This is a genomic window from Rhizobacter koreensis, from assembly GCF_013366375.1.
Lineage (GTDB): Bacteria > Pseudomonadota > Gammaproteobacteria > Burkholderiales > Burkholderiaceae_C > Schlegelella_A > Schlegelella_A koreensis.
Map to the genome: position 1 here is coordinate 21,676 of NZ_JABWMJ010000004.1, position 15,464 is coordinate 37,139.

At 72.2% G+C, this 15,464-nt stretch carries 13 protein-coding genes; 7 read left to right on the forward strand and 6 right to left on the reverse strand.

Translation table 11 applies throughout. The annotated features are described in order from the left end of the window. Window positions 1-54: 54 nt before the first annotated feature. A complete protein-coding gene (locus HQN59_RS09490) occupies window positions 55-1,110 on the reverse strand; it encodes a LysR family transcriptional regulator (RefSeq protein WP_217704009.1) in 1,056 nt (351 codons plus the stop codon). Window positions 1,111-1,245: 135 nt separating this feature from the next. Here HQN59_RS09490 and HQN59_RS09495 point away from each other — a divergent pair, with 135 nt between their 5' ends. Further along, a complete protein-coding gene (locus HQN59_RS09495; protein WP_176068562.1) occupies window positions 1,246-1,413 on the forward strand; it encodes a hypothetical protein in 168 nt (55 codons plus the stop codon). A 129-nt stretch (window positions 1,414-1,542) separates the two neighbouring features. On the opposite strand, the gene HQN59_RS09500 is transcribed toward HQN59_RS09495, so the two are convergent. Both HQN59_RS09500 and HQN59_RS09505 read right to left on the reverse strand, forming a co-directional pair. Continuing rightward, window positions 1,543-3,081, reverse strand: a complete 1,539-nt coding sequence (locus HQN59_RS09500) for a fumarate hydratase (protein WP_176068564.1) — start codon at window positions 3,079-3,081, stop codon at window positions 1,543-1,545. 85 nt (window positions 3,082-3,166) lie between these two features. Beyond that, window positions 3,167-3,796 (reverse strand): TIGR00645 family protein, encoded by a 630-nt coding sequence (locus HQN59_RS09505; RefSeq protein ID WP_176068566.1) that lies wholly within the window; start codon window positions 3,794-3,796, stop codon window positions 3,167-3,169. 192 nt (window positions 3,797-3,988) lie between these two features. On the opposite strand from HQN59_RS09505, the gene acs reads away from it, so the two are divergent. Continuing rightward, window positions 3,989-5,956 (forward strand): acetate--CoA ligase, encoded by a 1,968-nt coding sequence (acs, locus tag HQN59_RS09510; protein WP_176068568.1) that lies wholly within the window; start codon window positions 3,989-3,991, stop codon window positions 5,954-5,956. A gap of 54 nt (window positions 5,957-6,010) precedes the next feature. Here the strand turns inward: acs and HQN59_RS09515 are convergent, their stop codons facing one another. Continuing rightward, complete coding sequence (locus HQN59_RS09515) at window positions 6,011-6,502, reverse strand: aminoacyl-tRNA deacylase (protein WP_176068570.1); 492 nt, start codon at window positions 6,500-6,502, stop codon at window positions 6,011-6,013. A gap of 91 nt (window positions 6,503-6,593) precedes the next feature. Here HQN59_RS09515 and HQN59_RS09520 point away from each other — a divergent pair, with 91 nt between their 5' ends. Then, window positions 6,594-7,622: a ribonuclease Z gene (locus HQN59_RS09520; RefSeq protein WP_176068572.1), complete on the forward strand. Its 1,029-nt coding sequence runs from the start codon at window positions 6,594-6,596 to the stop codon at window positions 7,620-7,622. Between the two features lie 55 nt (window positions 7,623-7,677). Here HQN59_RS09520 and HQN59_RS09525 read toward each other — a convergent pair whose 3' ends face one another. Then, window positions 7,678-9,171: a DUF4139 domain-containing protein gene (locus HQN59_RS09525; RefSeq protein WP_176068574.1), complete on the reverse strand. Its 1,494-nt coding sequence runs from the start codon at window positions 9,169-9,171 to the stop codon at window positions 7,678-7,680. 221 nt (window positions 9,172-9,392) lie between these two features. On the opposite strand from HQN59_RS09525, the gene HQN59_RS09530 reads away from it, so the two are divergent. The 4 genes from HQN59_RS09530 (at window position 9,393) to HQN59_RS09545 (ending at window position 13,970) form a co-directional block, all read left to right on the forward strand. After that, the gene (locus HQN59_RS09530) at window positions 9,393-9,866 is read left to right on the forward strand and encodes a VOC family protein (RefSeq protein WP_176068575.1); all 474 of its coding nucleotides are present in this window, start codon (window positions 9,393-9,395) and stop codon (window positions 9,864-9,866) included. A gap of 138 nt (window positions 9,867-10,004) precedes the next feature. Beyond that, the gene (locus HQN59_RS09535; RefSeq protein WP_176068577.1) at window positions 10,005-11,396 is read left to right on the forward strand and encodes a phosphomannomutase/phosphoglucomutase; all 1,392 of its coding nucleotides are present in this window, start codon (window positions 10,005-10,007) and stop codon (window positions 11,394-11,396) included. A 40-nt stretch (window positions 11,397-11,436) separates the two neighbouring features. Beyond that, window positions 11,437-12,594 (forward strand): lipopolysaccharide heptosyltransferase I, encoded by a 1,158-nt coding sequence (waaC, locus tag HQN59_RS09540; protein ID WP_176068579.1) that lies wholly within the window; start codon window positions 11,437-11,439, stop codon window positions 12,592-12,594. Next, on the forward strand, window positions 12,585-13,970 hold the full coding sequence (locus HQN59_RS09545; protein WP_425342714.1) for a 3-deoxy-D-manno-octulosonic acid transferase: 1,386 nt from the start codon (window positions 12,585-12,587) through the stop codon (window positions 13,968-13,970). Before waaC ends, HQN59_RS09545 begins: the two co-directional genes overlap by 10 nt. A 172-nt stretch (window positions 13,971-14,142) precedes the next feature. Here HQN59_RS09545 and HQN59_RS09550 read toward each other — a convergent pair whose 3' ends face one another. Further along, a complete protein-coding gene (locus HQN59_RS09550; RefSeq protein ID WP_246294822.1) occupies window positions 14,143-15,435 on the reverse strand; it encodes a glutamate carboxypeptidase in 1,293 nt (430 codons plus the stop codon). Window positions 15,436-15,464 lie beyond the last annotated feature (29 nt).

Below are 15,464 nucleotides of genomic sequence, written 5' to 3' on the forward strand. Positions count from 1 at the left end.
GCGCGGCGGGGTGACGCGCCGCCGTGCGAGCCGCCTGTCACCCGCGGCCGACGATCAGGACGCGGCGGCGAGCGCGGGCGCGGCGTCCGGCGACGCGGCCCGGGGAACGGCCGGCAGGGTCGCAGCGCAGGCGGCGGACGGGCTCGCCGGGTTGTGGCGCGCCTCGATCTCGGTCGCGGCGCGCACCAGCAGGTCGCTCAGCCAGCGCCGGCTCGGGTCGGCGTCGTGGCGGCCGTGCCAGAGCAGCATCACGTCGATCGGCGGCAGCTCGAAAGGCAGCGCGCGCACCGCGAGCTCGGGCGCGAAGCCGGTCGCCTCGATGAAGGTGCGCGGCAGCACCGTGAGCAGCTGCGACTGGTGCACCGCCGCCGCGGCGCTGAAGAACTGGTTGACCGTGACCATCACGCGGCGCTCGCGCTGCAGCGCGAGCAAGGCGGCGTCGACGTAGCCGCGCTGGCGTCCGGCGAAGCTGACGCGCACGTGCTGGGCCGCGCAATAGTCGTCGAGCGTCAGCGTCTCCTTCGCCGCGAGCGGATGGTCGTGGCGCATCGCGCAGACGTAGCCGCAGCGATAGAGGGCGCGCCGGCGCAGCACGCTCGAGCTGCCGTCGGCATCGAGCGCGCTCGCGACGTCGGGAAAGAAGCCGATCGCCGCGTCGGCCTGGCCGGTCTCGAGCATCGGACGCGGGTCGCGCGTCGTCAGCGGCAGGATGCGCAGGTCGACGAGCGCGCTCTCGCGCTGCAGCAGGTCGACCAGCACCGGCACGAACAGCGCCGCGGTCGCGTCGGCCATCGCGAGCGTGAAGTTGCGCGCGTCGGTGCGCGGGTCGAACGCCTGCGGCTCGAGCGCGGCGCGCAGGCTGTCGAGCGCGGTGCGCACGGTCGGCCACAGCGCCTCCGCGTGCGCGGTCGGCCTGACGCCGGTGGAGGTGGGGACGAACAGCTCCTCGTGGGTCGACTCGCGCAGGCGCCGTAGCGCGTTGCTGACCGCCGGCTGCGTCATCGCGAGGCGCGCCGCCGCCCGCGTGACGTTGCGCTCGAGCATGACGATGTCGAAGACGCGCAACAGGTTGAGGTCGAGCGTGCGGAAGTTGATCGGACGGGTCGTCATCGAGGCGTGAAGGGTTGCCGGCATTCGCGCCGGTGATGGCCGGATTCGCCAAGTCAATGGGCCGAACCCTAGTGGAAACCCTAGTATGGCGCCATGTGCTGGTTTTCCAACCCGCATCACCCAAGGAGCACATCGATGAACACCCCGTCCATCAACGTCATGGTCCCTCCCGCGGTCCGCGCGCCGCGTGGCGCCGCCTGGGCCGCCAGCGCCGCCGTGTGGCTGGCCGGCAAGCTCGGCGCGAAGTCGGCGCGCGCGTCGCACACCGCGTTCGTCGACCCCGCCCGCCCCGCCGCGCGCTGATCGTTTGACCCGCGCGGGCCGCGCGGGTCGACGCACGGGGGGCGGCCTCGCCCCTTTTGCGTTGCTGCTGCCGTGCCGAGCGCGTCGCTCCGCACGTGCCGCATGGCGCCGGCCTCGAAGGCCGAGGCGTCAGACCACCGCCACCGGCTTGCGCGCGATCGACGACGCCGCGATGCGCGCCTGCCATTCCTGCGGGCCGGTCTGGTGCACCGACACGCCGTTCGAGTCGACCGCGACCGTCACCGGCATGTCCTTGACATCGAACTCGTAGATCGCCTCCATGCCGAGGTCGGCGAAGCCGACCACCCGCGCGTGGCGGATCGCCTTCGACACCAGGTAGGCCGCGCCGCCGACCGCCATGAGGTAGGCGCTCCGGTGCTTGCGGATGGCGTCGATCGCGACCGGGCCGCGCTCGGCCTTGCCGATCATTGCGATGAGCCCGGTCTCGGCGAGCATCGTCTCGGTGAACTTGTCCATCCGCGTCGCGGTGGTCGGGCCCGCCGGGCCGACCGCCTCGTCGCGCACCGGGTCGACCGGGCCGACGTAGTAGATGACGCGGTTCCTGAAGTCGACCGGCAGCGGCTCGCCGCGCGCCAGCATGTCGGCGATGCGCTTGTGGGCGGCGTCGCGGCCGGTGAGCATCCTGCCCGAGAGCAGCAGTGTCTGGCCCGGCTTCCAGCTCGCGACCGTCTCCGGCGTCAGCGCGTCGAGGTCGACCCGCACCGACTTGTTGTAGTCGGGCGCCCAGCTCACGTCGGGCCAGAGGTCGAGGCTCGGCGGCTCGAGGTACGCGGGGCCGGAGCCGTCGAGCACGAAATGCGCGTGGCGCGTCGCCGCGCAGTTCGGGATCATCGCGACGGGCTTGCCGGCCGCGTGCGTCGGGTACATCGCGATCTTGACGTCGAGCACGGTGGTCAGGCCGCCCAGACCCTGCGCGCCGATGCCGAGCGCGTTGACCTTGTCGAACAGCTCGATGCGCAGCTCCTCGACCGCGTTCTGCGGCCCGCGCGCCTTGAGCTCGGCCATGTCGATGTCGTCCATCAGGCTCTGCTTGGCGAGCAGCATCGCGCGCTCGGCGGTGCCGCCGATGCCGATGCCCAGCATGCCGGGCGGGCACCAGCCGGCGCCCATCGTCGGCACCGTCTTCAGCACCCAGTCGACGATGCTGTCGCTCGGATTCATCATCACGAGCTTGGATTTGTTCTCGCTGCCGCCGCCCTTGGCCGCGACCGTCACCTCTACCGTAGCGCCCGGCACCAGCGTGGTGTGGATCACCGCGGGCGTGTTGTCGCCGGTGTTCCTGCGCGCGAACTGCGGGTCGGCGACGACCGACGCGCGCAGCATGTTGTCGGGGTTCTGGTAGCCCTTGCGCACGCCGTCGTTGACGGCGTCCTCGATGCCGGCCGGGAAGCCCTCGAAGCGCACGTCCATGCCGATCTTAAGGAACACGTTGACGATGCCCGTGTCCTGGCAGATCGGCCGCCGGCCCTCGGCGCTCATTTTCGAGTTGGTGAGGATCTGCGCGATCGCGTCCTTGGCCGCCGGACTCTGTTCGAGCTCGTGCGCGCGCGCCAGGCTCCGGATGAAGTCGGCCGGGTGGTAGTAGCTGATGTACTGCAGCGCGGCGGCGACGGAATCGACGAGGTCGGTGTAGCGAAGGATGGTCATGGTTCGAGGCGCGCTCGGGCGCTTGACGGTAAGAGGCTCGGGCGCCTGCACGAGTCGCCGCGCGCGGCGCCGCGACCGCGGCGCTTCAGACGCCGCTGTCGTGATGCGGCGACGGCAGCAGGCGGTCGGTGAACGCGATCGCGATCGCCGACAGCAGGAAGGCGATGTGGATGATGGTCTGCCACATCAGCACCTTCTCGCTGTAGTTGCCGGCGTTGATGAAGGTCTTGAGGAGGTGGATCGAGCTGATGCCGATGATCGCGGTGCCGAGCTTGACCTTCAGCACCGATGCGTTGACGTGGCTCAGCCACTCCGGTTCGTCGGGGTGGCCTTCGAGGTGCATGCGGCTCACGAATGTCTCGTAGCCGCCGACGATCACCATGATCAGCAGGTTCGAGATCATCACGACGTCGATCAGCGCGAGCACCGCCAGCATGATCACCGTCTCGGTGAGTTGTGTCGGCGCGGTCGCGACGCCGGTCACCGGGTCGGCCGGCAGCGTGTAGCCGAGGCTGCGCACCAGCGCGTCGAGCGCGCTCTGGCTGCCGAACGCCGCCTCGATGAGGTGGACGAGCTCGACCCAGAAGTGGAACACGTAGACGCACTGCGCCAAGATCAGCCCCACGTAGAGCGGCAGCTGCAGCCACCGGCTCATGAAGATGAAGTTGGGCAGCGGCCGGAGCAGGCGCGGGCCGTGGTCGCGAGGCGGGGTCATCGGGTCCTTCGAAAAGGCGAGGAGGGCGGGCAAACCCTCGAATTCTAGGCTGCACGCGGTGGCGGGCCCCGCCCGCCGGGCTGGTGGCCGCACGTGCGGGATCGGGTCATTCGCGGTCGGTCGCCTGCTCGCCATGAGGTACAAACACGAGCAGCCCTCGAACGATTTCCGCGCACCTCAGGAGACCTTCGCATGACGACCGAGACGCCGACCTATTTCCCGCCCGAAGAGCTGGTCCGCAACGCCCACGTGTCGGGCATGGACGCCTACCACGTGCTGGTCGCCGAAGCCGAGGCCGACTACGAAGGCTTCTGGGCGCGCCATGCGCGCGAACTCGTGAGCTGGCGCACGCCGTTCAGCCAGGTGCTCGACGCGAGCACGCCGCCGTTCTTCAAGTGGTTTGCCGACGGCACCCTGAACGCGTCGTACAACTGCCTCGACCGTCACGTCGAGAACGGGCTCGGCGACAAGGTCGCGATCATCTTCGAGGCCGACGACGGCGCGGTGGCCCAGGTCACCTATCGCGAGATGCTGGAGCGCACCTGCCGCCTCGCCAACGCGCTCAAGGCGCGCGGCCTCGTCAAGGGCGACCGCGTCATCGTCTACATGCCGATGTCGGTCGAGGGCGTGGTCGCGATGCTCGCCTGCGCGCGCATCGGCGCCACCCACTCCGTGGTGTTCGGCGGCTTCTCGGCGCAGTCGCTGCGCGATCGGATCGCCGACACCGGCGCGGCGCTGGTCATCACCGCCGACGAGCAGATGCGCGGCGGCAAGGCGCTGCCGCTGAAGGCGATCGTCGACGAGGCGCTCGCGATGCAGGGCTGCGAGACGGTGCGCGACGTGCTGGTCTACCGGCGCAGCGGCGGCGACGTGACGTTCGTCGCGCCGCGCGACAAGTGGCTGCACGACGTGATGGATGCCGAGCCGACGACCTGCGACCCCGAGTGGGTCGGCGCCGAGCACCCGCTGTTCCTGCTCTACACCTCGGGCTCGACCGGCAAGCCCAAGGGCGTGCAGCACTCGACCGGCGGCTACCTGCTGCACGCGGCGCTCACGACCAAGTGGACGTTCGACCTCAAGCCCGACGACGTGTTCTGGTGCACCGCCGACATCGGCTGGGTCACCGGCCACACCTACATCGCGTACGGCCCGCTCGCCCTCGGCGGCACCGAGGTGGTGTTCGAAGGCGTGCCGACGTACCCCGACGCGAGCCGCTTCTGGCGCGTGATCGAGCGCCACAAGGTGACGATCTTCTACACCGCGCCGACGGCGATCCGCTCGCTGATCAAGGCCGCCGAAGGCAACGAGGCGGTGCACCCGAAGAACGTCGACCTCTCGAGCCTGCGCATCCTCGGATCGGTCGGCGAGCCGATCAACCCGGCGGCCTGGGAGTGGTATCACAAGCACGTCGGCGGCGGACGCTGCCCGATCGTCGACACGTGGTGGCAGACCGAGACCGGCGGTCACATGATCACGCCGCTGCCCGGCGCGACGCCGCTGGTGCCCGGCTCGTGCACGCTGCCGTTCCCGGGCGTGATGGCGGCGGTGGTCGACGAGGCCGGCCACGACGTGCCGAACGGGCAGGGCGGCATCCTCGTCATCAAGAAGCCGTGGCCGAGCATGATCCGCACGATCTACGGCGACCCCGAGCGCTACCAGAAGAGCTACTTCCCCGACGAGTTCCAGGGCCGGTACTACCTGGCCGGCGACGGCGCGAGCCGCGACGAGAAGACCGGCTACTTCACGATCACCGGGCGGATCGACGACGTGCTGAACGTCAGCGGCCATCGCATGGGCACGATGGAGATCGAGTCGGCGCTGGTCTCGCACACCGAGCTCGTCGCCGAGGCCGCGGTCGTCGGCCGTCCCGACGACACCACCGGCGAGGCGATCTGCGCGTTCGTCGTCCTCAAGCGCCCGCGCCCGACCGGCGAGGAGGCCAAGAAGATCGCCAAGGAGCTGCGTGACTGGGTCGGCAAGCAGATCGGCCCGATCGCCAAGCCGAAGGACATTCGCTTCGGCGACAACCTGCCCAAAACGCGCAGCGGCAAGATCATGCGCCGTCTGCTGCGTTCGGTCGCGACCGGTGCAGCGATCACGCAGGACACGTCGACGCTCGAGAACCCGGCGATCCTCGAGCAGCTGGCCGAGAACAACTGAGGCGCGGCGCGGCGGGGCACCGCGGCGCCGCCCCGGGCGCGCGCTCGTGCGTGGCTAGGCCGCGTCCGCGCTCACCGGCGCCACCACGGCAGCGTTGAGCCGCACGATGTCGTCGGCACCGAGTCGGATCAGCAGCTCGGGGCGGCCGCCGCCGGCGACCACCATGCGGCCCGGGGGTGCGGCGACCGCGGCGTCGACCACCATCGTGAGCGCGGTCGCGAACGCGAGCGGCGCGACGCCGCCGGCCGGATAGCCGCTCAGCGCCAGCACCTCGTCGGCGCTCGCGAAGCGCGGCGTGCGCACGGCGCCGACGACCGCCGCGAGCTTGCGCCGGTCGAGCCGCCGGTGACCGGGGATCACGGCGGCGAAGCTGCGCACGCCGTCGGTCAGCACCAGCGTCTTGACGATGTCGCCGACTTCGACGCCGAGGATGCGCGCGGCGGTTTCGGCGCTCGCCGCGGCCTCGGCGCTGGCGACGACCTCGACCGCGACGCCATGGGCGGCGATGCAGGCCTGCAGTCGCGGCGGGAGCGTGTCGAGGGACATGGAAGGCAGAGCGCGGTGCTGTCGAAACGGCCGCGAGGATAGCGGCTCGTCGCGTGTCCTCGGGTCCGCACGCCGCTTGCCGCACGCCGGCATGCGCACCACGCTCGACGTCCGCCTGCTCGACCCCACCGGCAACGAGCCCGGGCTGGTGGTCGACCTGCGAGACGAGCGGCGCGCGCTCCTGTTCGACCTCGGAGAGATCGAGCGCCTCGCCCCGCGCGTGCTGCTGCGCGCGAGCCACGCGTTCGTCACGCACACCCACATGGATCACTTCGCGGGCTTCGACCACTGGCTCGCACTCGCGCTCGGCCGCGTGCCGCACTTCGTGCTGTGGGGCGGGCCGGGCTTCGTCGACCAGCTCGAGCACAAGCTGCGCGCCTACACCTGGAACGTGGTGCATCGCTACGAGGTGGCGATGACGATCGAGGCGCATTCGTTCGAGGCCGACGGCACGCGGCGCCACGCGCGCTTCACCAGCGTCGATCGATTCGCGCGCGGCGACTTCGAGGTCGAGGCGCCGTCGAGCGACGACCGCGTGCTGCTCGGCGAGCCGCTGTTCGACGTGCGCGCGAGCCTCGTCGACCACGAGATGCCGGTGCTCGCGTTCGCGATCGACGAGAAGGCGCAGGTGCGCGTCGCCGCCGACCGCATCGCCGCGCGCGGGCTCGCGACCGGCGCCTGGCTGCGCACGCTGAAGGACGCGGTGCTCGCGGGCGCGTCCGACGACACGCCGATCGACGTCGAATGGTCGGACCGCGGCGGCCGACACGCCGAGCGCTTCAACGTGGGCGAACTGCGTCCGCTGGTGCTCGACACCGTGCCCGGGCGGCGCATCGGCTACGTGACCGACCTGCGCTTCACGCCCGACAACGTCGAGCGCCTGGTCGCGCTGCTGGAAGGTGCCGACCTGCTGTTCATCGAGTCGGTGTTCCTCGACGCCGACCGCGACCACGCAGCGCGCAAGAACCACCTCACGGCGCCGCAGGCCGGCACGATCGCGCGCCGCATCGGCGCGCGCAAGGTGGTGCCGTTCCACTTCTCGCCGCGCTACCGCGGACGCGAGGCGGAACTGCGCGCCGAGGTCGCCGCCGCGTGGGGCGGCGTGGTCCACGACGCCTGAGTCGGCGGTCGATCGCATCGGCCGCCCGCCGCAGTCCGCCCTGCGCGCAGCCGCCTCAGTAGCGCACCATCACCCGGTACGTCAGCTTCGTCGAGCCGCCGGCCGGCACCTCGAGGCGCCATTCGGCGGCGCCCGCGGCGACCTTGGTGTGCGGCGCCGACTGCTCGAGCATGGTCCAGTCGCCGGGCACCGGCTCGCGCACGGTCACCTGCACGGCTTCGGCCTTGGCGTTGCGGACGACGATCTCGTAGGCGCTCTCGTAGACGTAGCTCGCGCGGTTGGTCGGTTCGCGGCGCTTGAAGTCGGTCTGCTTCTTGTCGGCGGTCACGTCGAACGCGTCGCCGAGGTGCAGCCGCACCGTCTCGTTCTTCGCGGTGTGGTCGATGCGGTCCTCGCCGACGAACTGGGCGTTGCCGGCGCTGTCGCGCTTGTAGACGCGCACCACGCCCTTCGGCAGCGGCACGCCGAGCCCGGCGTTCTCGCGGTTGGCGAACTCGACGTAGACGCCGGCCTTGAGCTTCTGGCCGATCTCCGGGAGGGCGCTGCGATAGTAGTGGTCGCCGCCGCGCAGCACCAGCTCCTTCTTCACCGGCACGCCGGAGGCACCGAGCAGCGCGACCTGCTTGGTCTGGTTCTCGGCGAGCGTGGTCGGCCGGCCGAGGGTGTAGAGGTGGTACTCGAACAGCGCCTCCTGCGCCATCGGCGCGGGCGCGGCGGCCGGTGCGCTCATCACCATCCGCTCCATGCTCGCCTTGCGCATGACGTCGCGAACGCGGTTCACGTCGCCGGCCACCAGCTGCAGCTTGGCGTTGCGGTAGGTGGTGCCGCTGCGGTTCGTGAGCGTCACCCAGCCGTTGAGCTGGACCGTGCGCTCGTCGGCGCTCAATTCCGCCACGTAGTCGGCCTGCCACGACAGGCCGCCCGTGAGATACGAGAGCTCGACGTCCTGGCTGCCGGCCTGGCGGCTGCGCAGGTCGGTCACCAGCGTCGGGCGATCGCGCAGGCTCGCCGGTACGGCGTCGAACACGATACGGCCCGGCACGCCGGTCTCGATGCGGTCGCCGATGCGCAGCACCACGCCGTCGCTGACGCCGAGCACCTGCGCGGTCTCGACCGTCTCGGCGCCGGTCGTCGGGTGCGTCTTCACCACCCGGACCGTGCTGCCGACCGACTTCTCGAGCAGCTTGGCGGGGGTCAGCACGTCGAAGTCGAAGTTCTGCTCGAGCACCTCCAGCGAGCCGGGGCTCGAGACGCTGCGCAGCAGCGCGGTCTCGGGCCTGAGGCGCGCGCTGACGTCGCGCAGCGCGATGCGATTGGCGCCGGCGTCGAGGCCGACGCGCCGTGCGTCCTTCACCAGCGCGAGGTCCTCGTTGTAGATCGTCACCGCGACCGCCTGCTGGTCGGCGAGGGTGCTGCGGCGCTCGGGCGGCTGCGCGGCGATCGGTGCGGCGCTGCCGGGCGCGGCCGACGGCGGCTGCGCGACCGCGATCAGCGGCAACACGACGGCGAGCGCGGCGAGCGCGAGCGGGGACTTGGCGAGGCGGGGCATGGCTTCTCCTGGTGGCGGCGCGGAATCGGCGCTCGAGGGTTGAACGCGCGGGCCGCGCCGACGGGGTGAAACGTCGCAAGCGAGGCGCGCCGCGTCGGTTGCCAACGCAGGACCGTTGATCTACGGTGCGCGCTTCTCACCGTCGCGATGGCGCCGGGCAGCGCTTTCCGCGGCCCGAGCGGCGTTGGACGGCATCCGCAACCGCAGCGAAAGGAGCTTTCGTGGCCCCTCCCGTCAAGCCCATCCCCGACGGCTATAGCGCCGTGACCCCGTACCTCATCTGCGCCGGTGCCGCCGACGCGATCGACTTCTACAAGCGTGCGTTCGGCGCCGAGGAGTCGTTCCGCATGAACGCGCCCGACGGGCGGGTCGGCCACGCCGAGATCCGGATCGGCGGCGCGGTGATCATGCTGGCGGACGAGCACCCCGAGATCGGCGCGCGCGGGCCGCGCTCGATCGGCGGCTCGCCGGTCGGCATCATGCTGTACGTCGACGACGTCGATGCCACGGTCGCGCGCGCCGCCGACGCGGGCGCGACCGTCACCCGCCCGGTCGAGACGCAGTTCTACGGCGATCGCATGGGCGGCATCACCGACCCGTTCGGCCACGTCTGGCACATCGGCACTCACGTCGAGGACGTCTCGCCCGACGAGATCGCGCGGCGGGCGGCGCAGAAGTCGGGGCAGGGCGGCTAGCTCGAGCTTCCGATGACGCTGGCAGGCGGGGTGACGCGGCTGCCGGGCGATGGCAGGCGTACGGCTTGCCCACGCGGGCCGCGCGCCGGGTGGCTCCCAGCGCTTCCTACAATGCCCCGGCCACTCCGACGAGGATCCATGAACGTCACCGCATCCAATTTCAAGGCCTACGACATCCGCGGGATCGTCGGCAAGACGATCGACGAGACGTTCGCCGAGCACCTCGGGCGCGCGTTCGGCAGCGAGGCGCTCGCCGCCGGCGAGCGCATGGTCGCGGTCGGCCGCGACGGCCGCCTGTCCGGACCCTCGCTCGCTGCCGCGCTGGTCCGCGGCCTGGTCTCGACCGGCATCGACGTGCTCGACATCGGCGCCGTGACGACGCCGATGCTCTACTACGTGGCGGCGACGCGCGGCTCGGAAGGCTGCCACAGCGGCATCCAGGTCACCGGCAGCCATAACCCGAAGGACTACAACGGCTTCAAGATGGTGCTCGCCGGCCGCGCGATCTACGGCGACGAGATCCAGGGCCTGCGCCGCCGCATCGAGGCCGAGGACTACGCGACCGGCACCGGCACCGCGCGCACGCTCGACGTGCTCGCCGAGTACACGCAGCGCATCGTCGGCGACTGCAAGCTGGCGCGGCCGATGCGCATCGTCGTCGACTCGGGCAACGGCATCGCCGGCGCGTCCGGCCCGGCGATCCTGCGCGCGCTCGGCTGCACGGTCGACGAGCTCTACTCAGAAGTCGACGGCGACTTCCCGAACCATCACCCGGACCCGAGCAAGCCCGAGAACCTGGCCGAGCTGATCGAGCGCGTCGCGAACACCGACGCCGAGCTCGGCCTGGCATTCGACGGCGATGGCGACCGCCTCGGCGTCGTCACCAAGGACGGCCAGATCATCTACCCCGACCGCCAGCTGATGCTGTTCGCCCGGGATGTCCTGTCGCGCAACCCGGGCGCGCCGATCATCTTCGACGTCAAGTGCTCGCAGCGCCTCGGGCCGCTGATCCGGCAAGCCGGGGGCGAGCCGCTGATGTGGAAGACCGGGCACTCGCTGGTCAAGGCGAAGATGAAGGAGATGCGCTCGCCGCTCGCGGGCGAGATGAGCGGTCATGTCTTCTTCGGCGAGCGCTGGTACGGCTTCGACGACGCGACCTACACGGCAGGGCGCCTGCTCGAGATCCTGAGCCGGAGCGCCGACCCGAGCGCGGTGCTGAACGCGCTGCCGGCCGGCTTCAGCACGCCTGAACTGAACGTCGCGTGCGCCGAAGGCGAGCCGCCGCAGGTCGTCGCGCGGCTTCAGAAGGAGGCGCGCTTCGAGGGCGCCCGCGAGGTCGTCACCATCGACGGGGTGCGCGTCGAGTACGACGACGGCTTCGGCCTGATCCGCGCGTCGAACACGACGCCGGTGCTGGTGCTGCGCTTCGAGGGGTCGACGCCTGAGGCGCTCGAGCGCATCGAGCGCGCCTGCATGGACGCGCTGCTCGCCGCCAAGCCCGACGCGCGGATCGCCGCCGCCGCGCATTGACGCGCGTGGTTCGGCTGCCGCCGCGGCACCGAGCCCCGACGTGCGGGTCCTGATCGTCAAGTTGTCGTCGCTCGGCGACGTGGTGCACGCGCTGCCGGTGGTCGCCGACATCCGCGTTGCCCGACCAGGTGTGCGCATCGACTGGGTCGTCGAGCCGGGCTTCGCACCGTTGCTGCAGCGCACCGAGGGCGTCGACGCGGTCATCGAGATGCCGTTGCGGCGCTGGCGCCGCGAGGGGCTGCTCCGCGCGGCGGTCCGTTCGCAGGTGCGCGCGTTCGTTCACCGCTTGCGGCGCGAGCGCTACGACCTGGTGCTCGACCTGCAGGGGCTCACCAAGTCGGCGCTCGTCGCCGCGCTGGCGCGCGGCCCGAGCGTGGGGCTCGCCAACCGTACCGAAGGTTCGAGTCACGAGGCGCCCGCGCGCTGGCTGGTCGGCCGCGCGATCCGCGTCGAGCCGCGCAGCCACGCCGTCGACCGCTCGCGCGAGCTGGCGGCGAAGGCGCTCGGCACCGCGGTGTCGGGGCCGCCGAGGTTCGGGCTGCGGGGGGCGCGCAGGATCGGCAGTGGGAGCGCGACCGGCGAACGCGCGGAGCCCCCGCCGGCAGGCGGCTCCGACGGGCTTGCACGAGTCGCCGGCGCCGCGTTGCGCGGCGCCGGCGGCGCCGACGTCGCGGCGGTGGGCGACGCGGACGAGTCGGCCGCCGCAGCGATCGATGGTGCAGGGACTCGGCCCGACGCACCGGTCGTCTTCATCCACGGCACCTCGCGCGCCGACAAGCTCTGGCCCGAGGCGAACTGGATCGAGCTCGGACGACGCCTCGCGAATTCCGGCGCGCGCATCGCGCTGCCGACCGCCGACGCGGCCGAGCGCGCGCGCGCCGAGCACATCGCGGCCGGCATCGGAGCCGCCGCCCAGGTCTGGCCGACGCTCGATCTCGGCAGCTTCGTCGACCGCCTCGCGGCGAGCGCCGGTGCGATCGGCGTCGACAGCGGGCCGAGCCACATCGCCGTCGCGCTCGGCCTGCCGCACGTCCAGGTCTACAACCACCCGACGGCCTGGCGCACCGGCCCGCAAGCGCGCCATGGTGCGCGGCATCAGGTGGCGGTCGAGGGCCGCCCGGCGCCGTCGGTCTACGCGGTGTGGGAGGCGTGGCAGCGCGTCGGACAGCCCGCGCCGGGTGCGTCGCCATCGGCATGACGCGAGCGACGCCGCGTCGGGCGGCATCGACCGGCGGCCGCGCGACGCCGCCATCGTTGCGCGAGAGCCTGCCGCAGCGCTTCGCGCGCGCCGCCTATTCCTCGCTGCTGCGGCTGGGGCTGCCCGCGTACCTGCTGCGCGTGCTGTGGCGCGGCCGCGCCGAGCCGCTCTACCGCGCCGCGCTCGGCGAACGCGTCGGCTTCTACCGCGGTGCGCCGCCGCTCGCCCCGGGCGCCCTCTGGATCCACGCCGTCTCGCTCGGCGAGACGCGCGCCGCGGCGCCGCTGATCGACGCCCTCCGCGAGCGGCTTCCAGGCGTGCGCCTGCTGCTGACGCACGGCACCGCCACCGGCCGCGCCGCCGGGGCATCGCTGCTGCGCGACGGCGACGCGCAGGCGTGGTTGCCGTTCGACACGCCGGGCGCGGTGCGCCGCTTCGTCCGACGGTTCCGACCCGCCGCCGGGGTGCTGCTCGAGACCGAGGTCTGGCCCAACCTGATCGCCGAGGCGACCCGGCTCGGCGTGCCGATGCTGCTCGTCAATGCGCGGCTCAGCGAGCGCAGCCGGCGCCGGGGCCGGCGTGTCGATGCGCTGCTGCGGCCCGCGTTCGCACGCCTGGCGCATGTCGCAGCGCAGACCGGGACCGACGCCGAACGGCTCCTCGAAGTCGGCGCCCGATGCGTCGAGGTGCTCGGCAACCTGAAGTTCGACCTGACGCCCGACGCCGCGACGATGGCACGCGGGCGTGCCTGGCGCGGCGCGGTCGGCGAGCGCCGTGTCGTGCTCGCCGCCGTCACGCGCGAGGGCGAGGAGGCGCGGCTGCTGGCGAGCTGGCAGCGCGTCGCCGCACCGCCGCTGCTGGTGATCGTGCCGCGCCATCCGCAGCGCTTCGACGCGGTCGCCGACCTCGTCGTGGAAGCCGGCTTCACGCTCGCGCGGCGCAGCCGGTGGGACGACGCCCCTTCGGCCGCCGACGGTGCGGCCGACGTCTGGCTCGGCGACTCGATGATGGAGATGCCGGCGTGGTACGTGCTCGCCGACGTCGCGCTGCTCGGCGGCAGCTTCGCGCCGCTCGGCGGTCAGAACCTGATCGAGGCGGCGGCGTGCGGCTGCCCGCTGGTCGTGGGCCCGCACACGTTCAACTTCGAAGACGCCGCCGAGCGCGCGATCGAGGCGGGAGCGGCCGCGCGCGTGCCGGACATCGACGCGGCGGTCGAGCGGGCGCTGGCGTGGCTCGAGCCGGGCGCTGCCGACGCGCGTCGCGATCGCGCGGCGCGGGCCTTCGCGTTTGCGTCGGCGCACCGGGGAGCCGCGGCGAGCACTGCCGAGCGCATCGCGCAGGTACTCGCCGGACGTGCCGACGAGCACGGCGGCTGAACGCCGCGCCGCCCGGCTCGCCCGCGCCGCGGCGCGCATTGACTGAACGAGACACGCCGGACCGACGCTCGGAGACCGCTGTAGGCTGCGGGCGCGCTGTTATCCGACGCGCCGGCGCATCCACGCGCAGCGATTTGCGCAGCCGTCGCGCCTCCGTTGACGCGCCAGCCCGTCAGCGCCCCGACAGCTCCATCACGAGCCGGCTCGCGAGGTAGAGCCGGCGCGGGATCGCGTCGATCTGCACGTACTCGGCCTGGTTGCTGTGATAGCCGAAGCCCGGCAGGCCCAGGCTCTCGATGACCGGCTTGCCGGACAGCGCCGCGTAGGCGGCGTCGGTGCCGCCGCCGGTGCGATCGACCACCGCGAGCTTGCCCCCGACCTCGGAATAGATCGAGACCGCGCGCTGCACCAGCGCTCGGCCTTCGGGCGTCGCGTTGAAGGCCGGGCGGCCGTACTCGGGCGCGATCGTGATCTCGCTCTTGTCGAGCTTCTTGCGGCCCTGGATGCGCTGCTCGAGCGTGGCGAGCAGGCGGTCGAGGTCCTCCCTGCGCGCGTAGCGGATGTTCGCCTCGAGCTCGGCGGCGTCCGGGATGATGTTGGCGACGCCGCCGCTCTTGCCGATGGTCCAGTTGAAGCGCAGGTCGCGCGACTTGTCGTCCAGGTCGGCGGTGCGCTGCACGATGTCCGAGGCCTCGACCAGCGCGTTGACACCGAGCTCGGGGTTGGCGCCCGCATGCGCCGCCAGACCCTTCACGCGCACCCTGTAGTAAACGATGCCGGCGGTGCCGAGCGTCAGCGACTCGGTCGTGCCGCTCGGCTCGAACGACAGCACGACGTCGTTCTCCGAGGCGAGCTTCCGGATCAGGTCGCGCGAGCCGAACGAGCCGCGTTCCTCGTCGGTGTTGAACATCACCGTGATCTCGCCGAAGCGGTCGAAGCCCCGCGCGCGCAGCAGGCGCAGCGTGTGCAGGATCACTGCGACACCGCCCTTGTCGTCGGCGATGCCGGGGCCGTAGGCGCGGGTGCCCTCGACGCGGAACGGCGCCTCGGCCAGCGTGCCTTTCACGTACACGGTGTCCATGTGGCCGATCATCAGGATGCGGCGCGTGCCGTTGCCGCGGATGCGGCCGACGATGTTCTCGCCGACGACGCCGGCCACCGCGGGATGCCGCGTCACCGTCGCGCCGAGCGCGGTCAGCTCGCCCTCGAGCAGGCGGCCCATCGCCGCCATCCCGTCGGCGTCGCCGGTGCCGGTCTCGATGTTGACGAGCCGCTCGAGCGTCTTCACGACCGCCGGCTGCTCGGCGGTCGCCGCGGCGAGCAGGGCGGCGTCGGGTGCGCGCGGGGCTGCACTCGCGCTCGGAGCGCCGGCAGGGTCGAGGGCGCGCGGCGCGTCGGTGCTCGCGCACGCCGCCAGCAGCAGCGCGGCGGCGAGGGGAGCCATGCGGGCGAGGGAGGTGGCCAAGATAGGGCTCCGGATGATCGTTGCGGGGG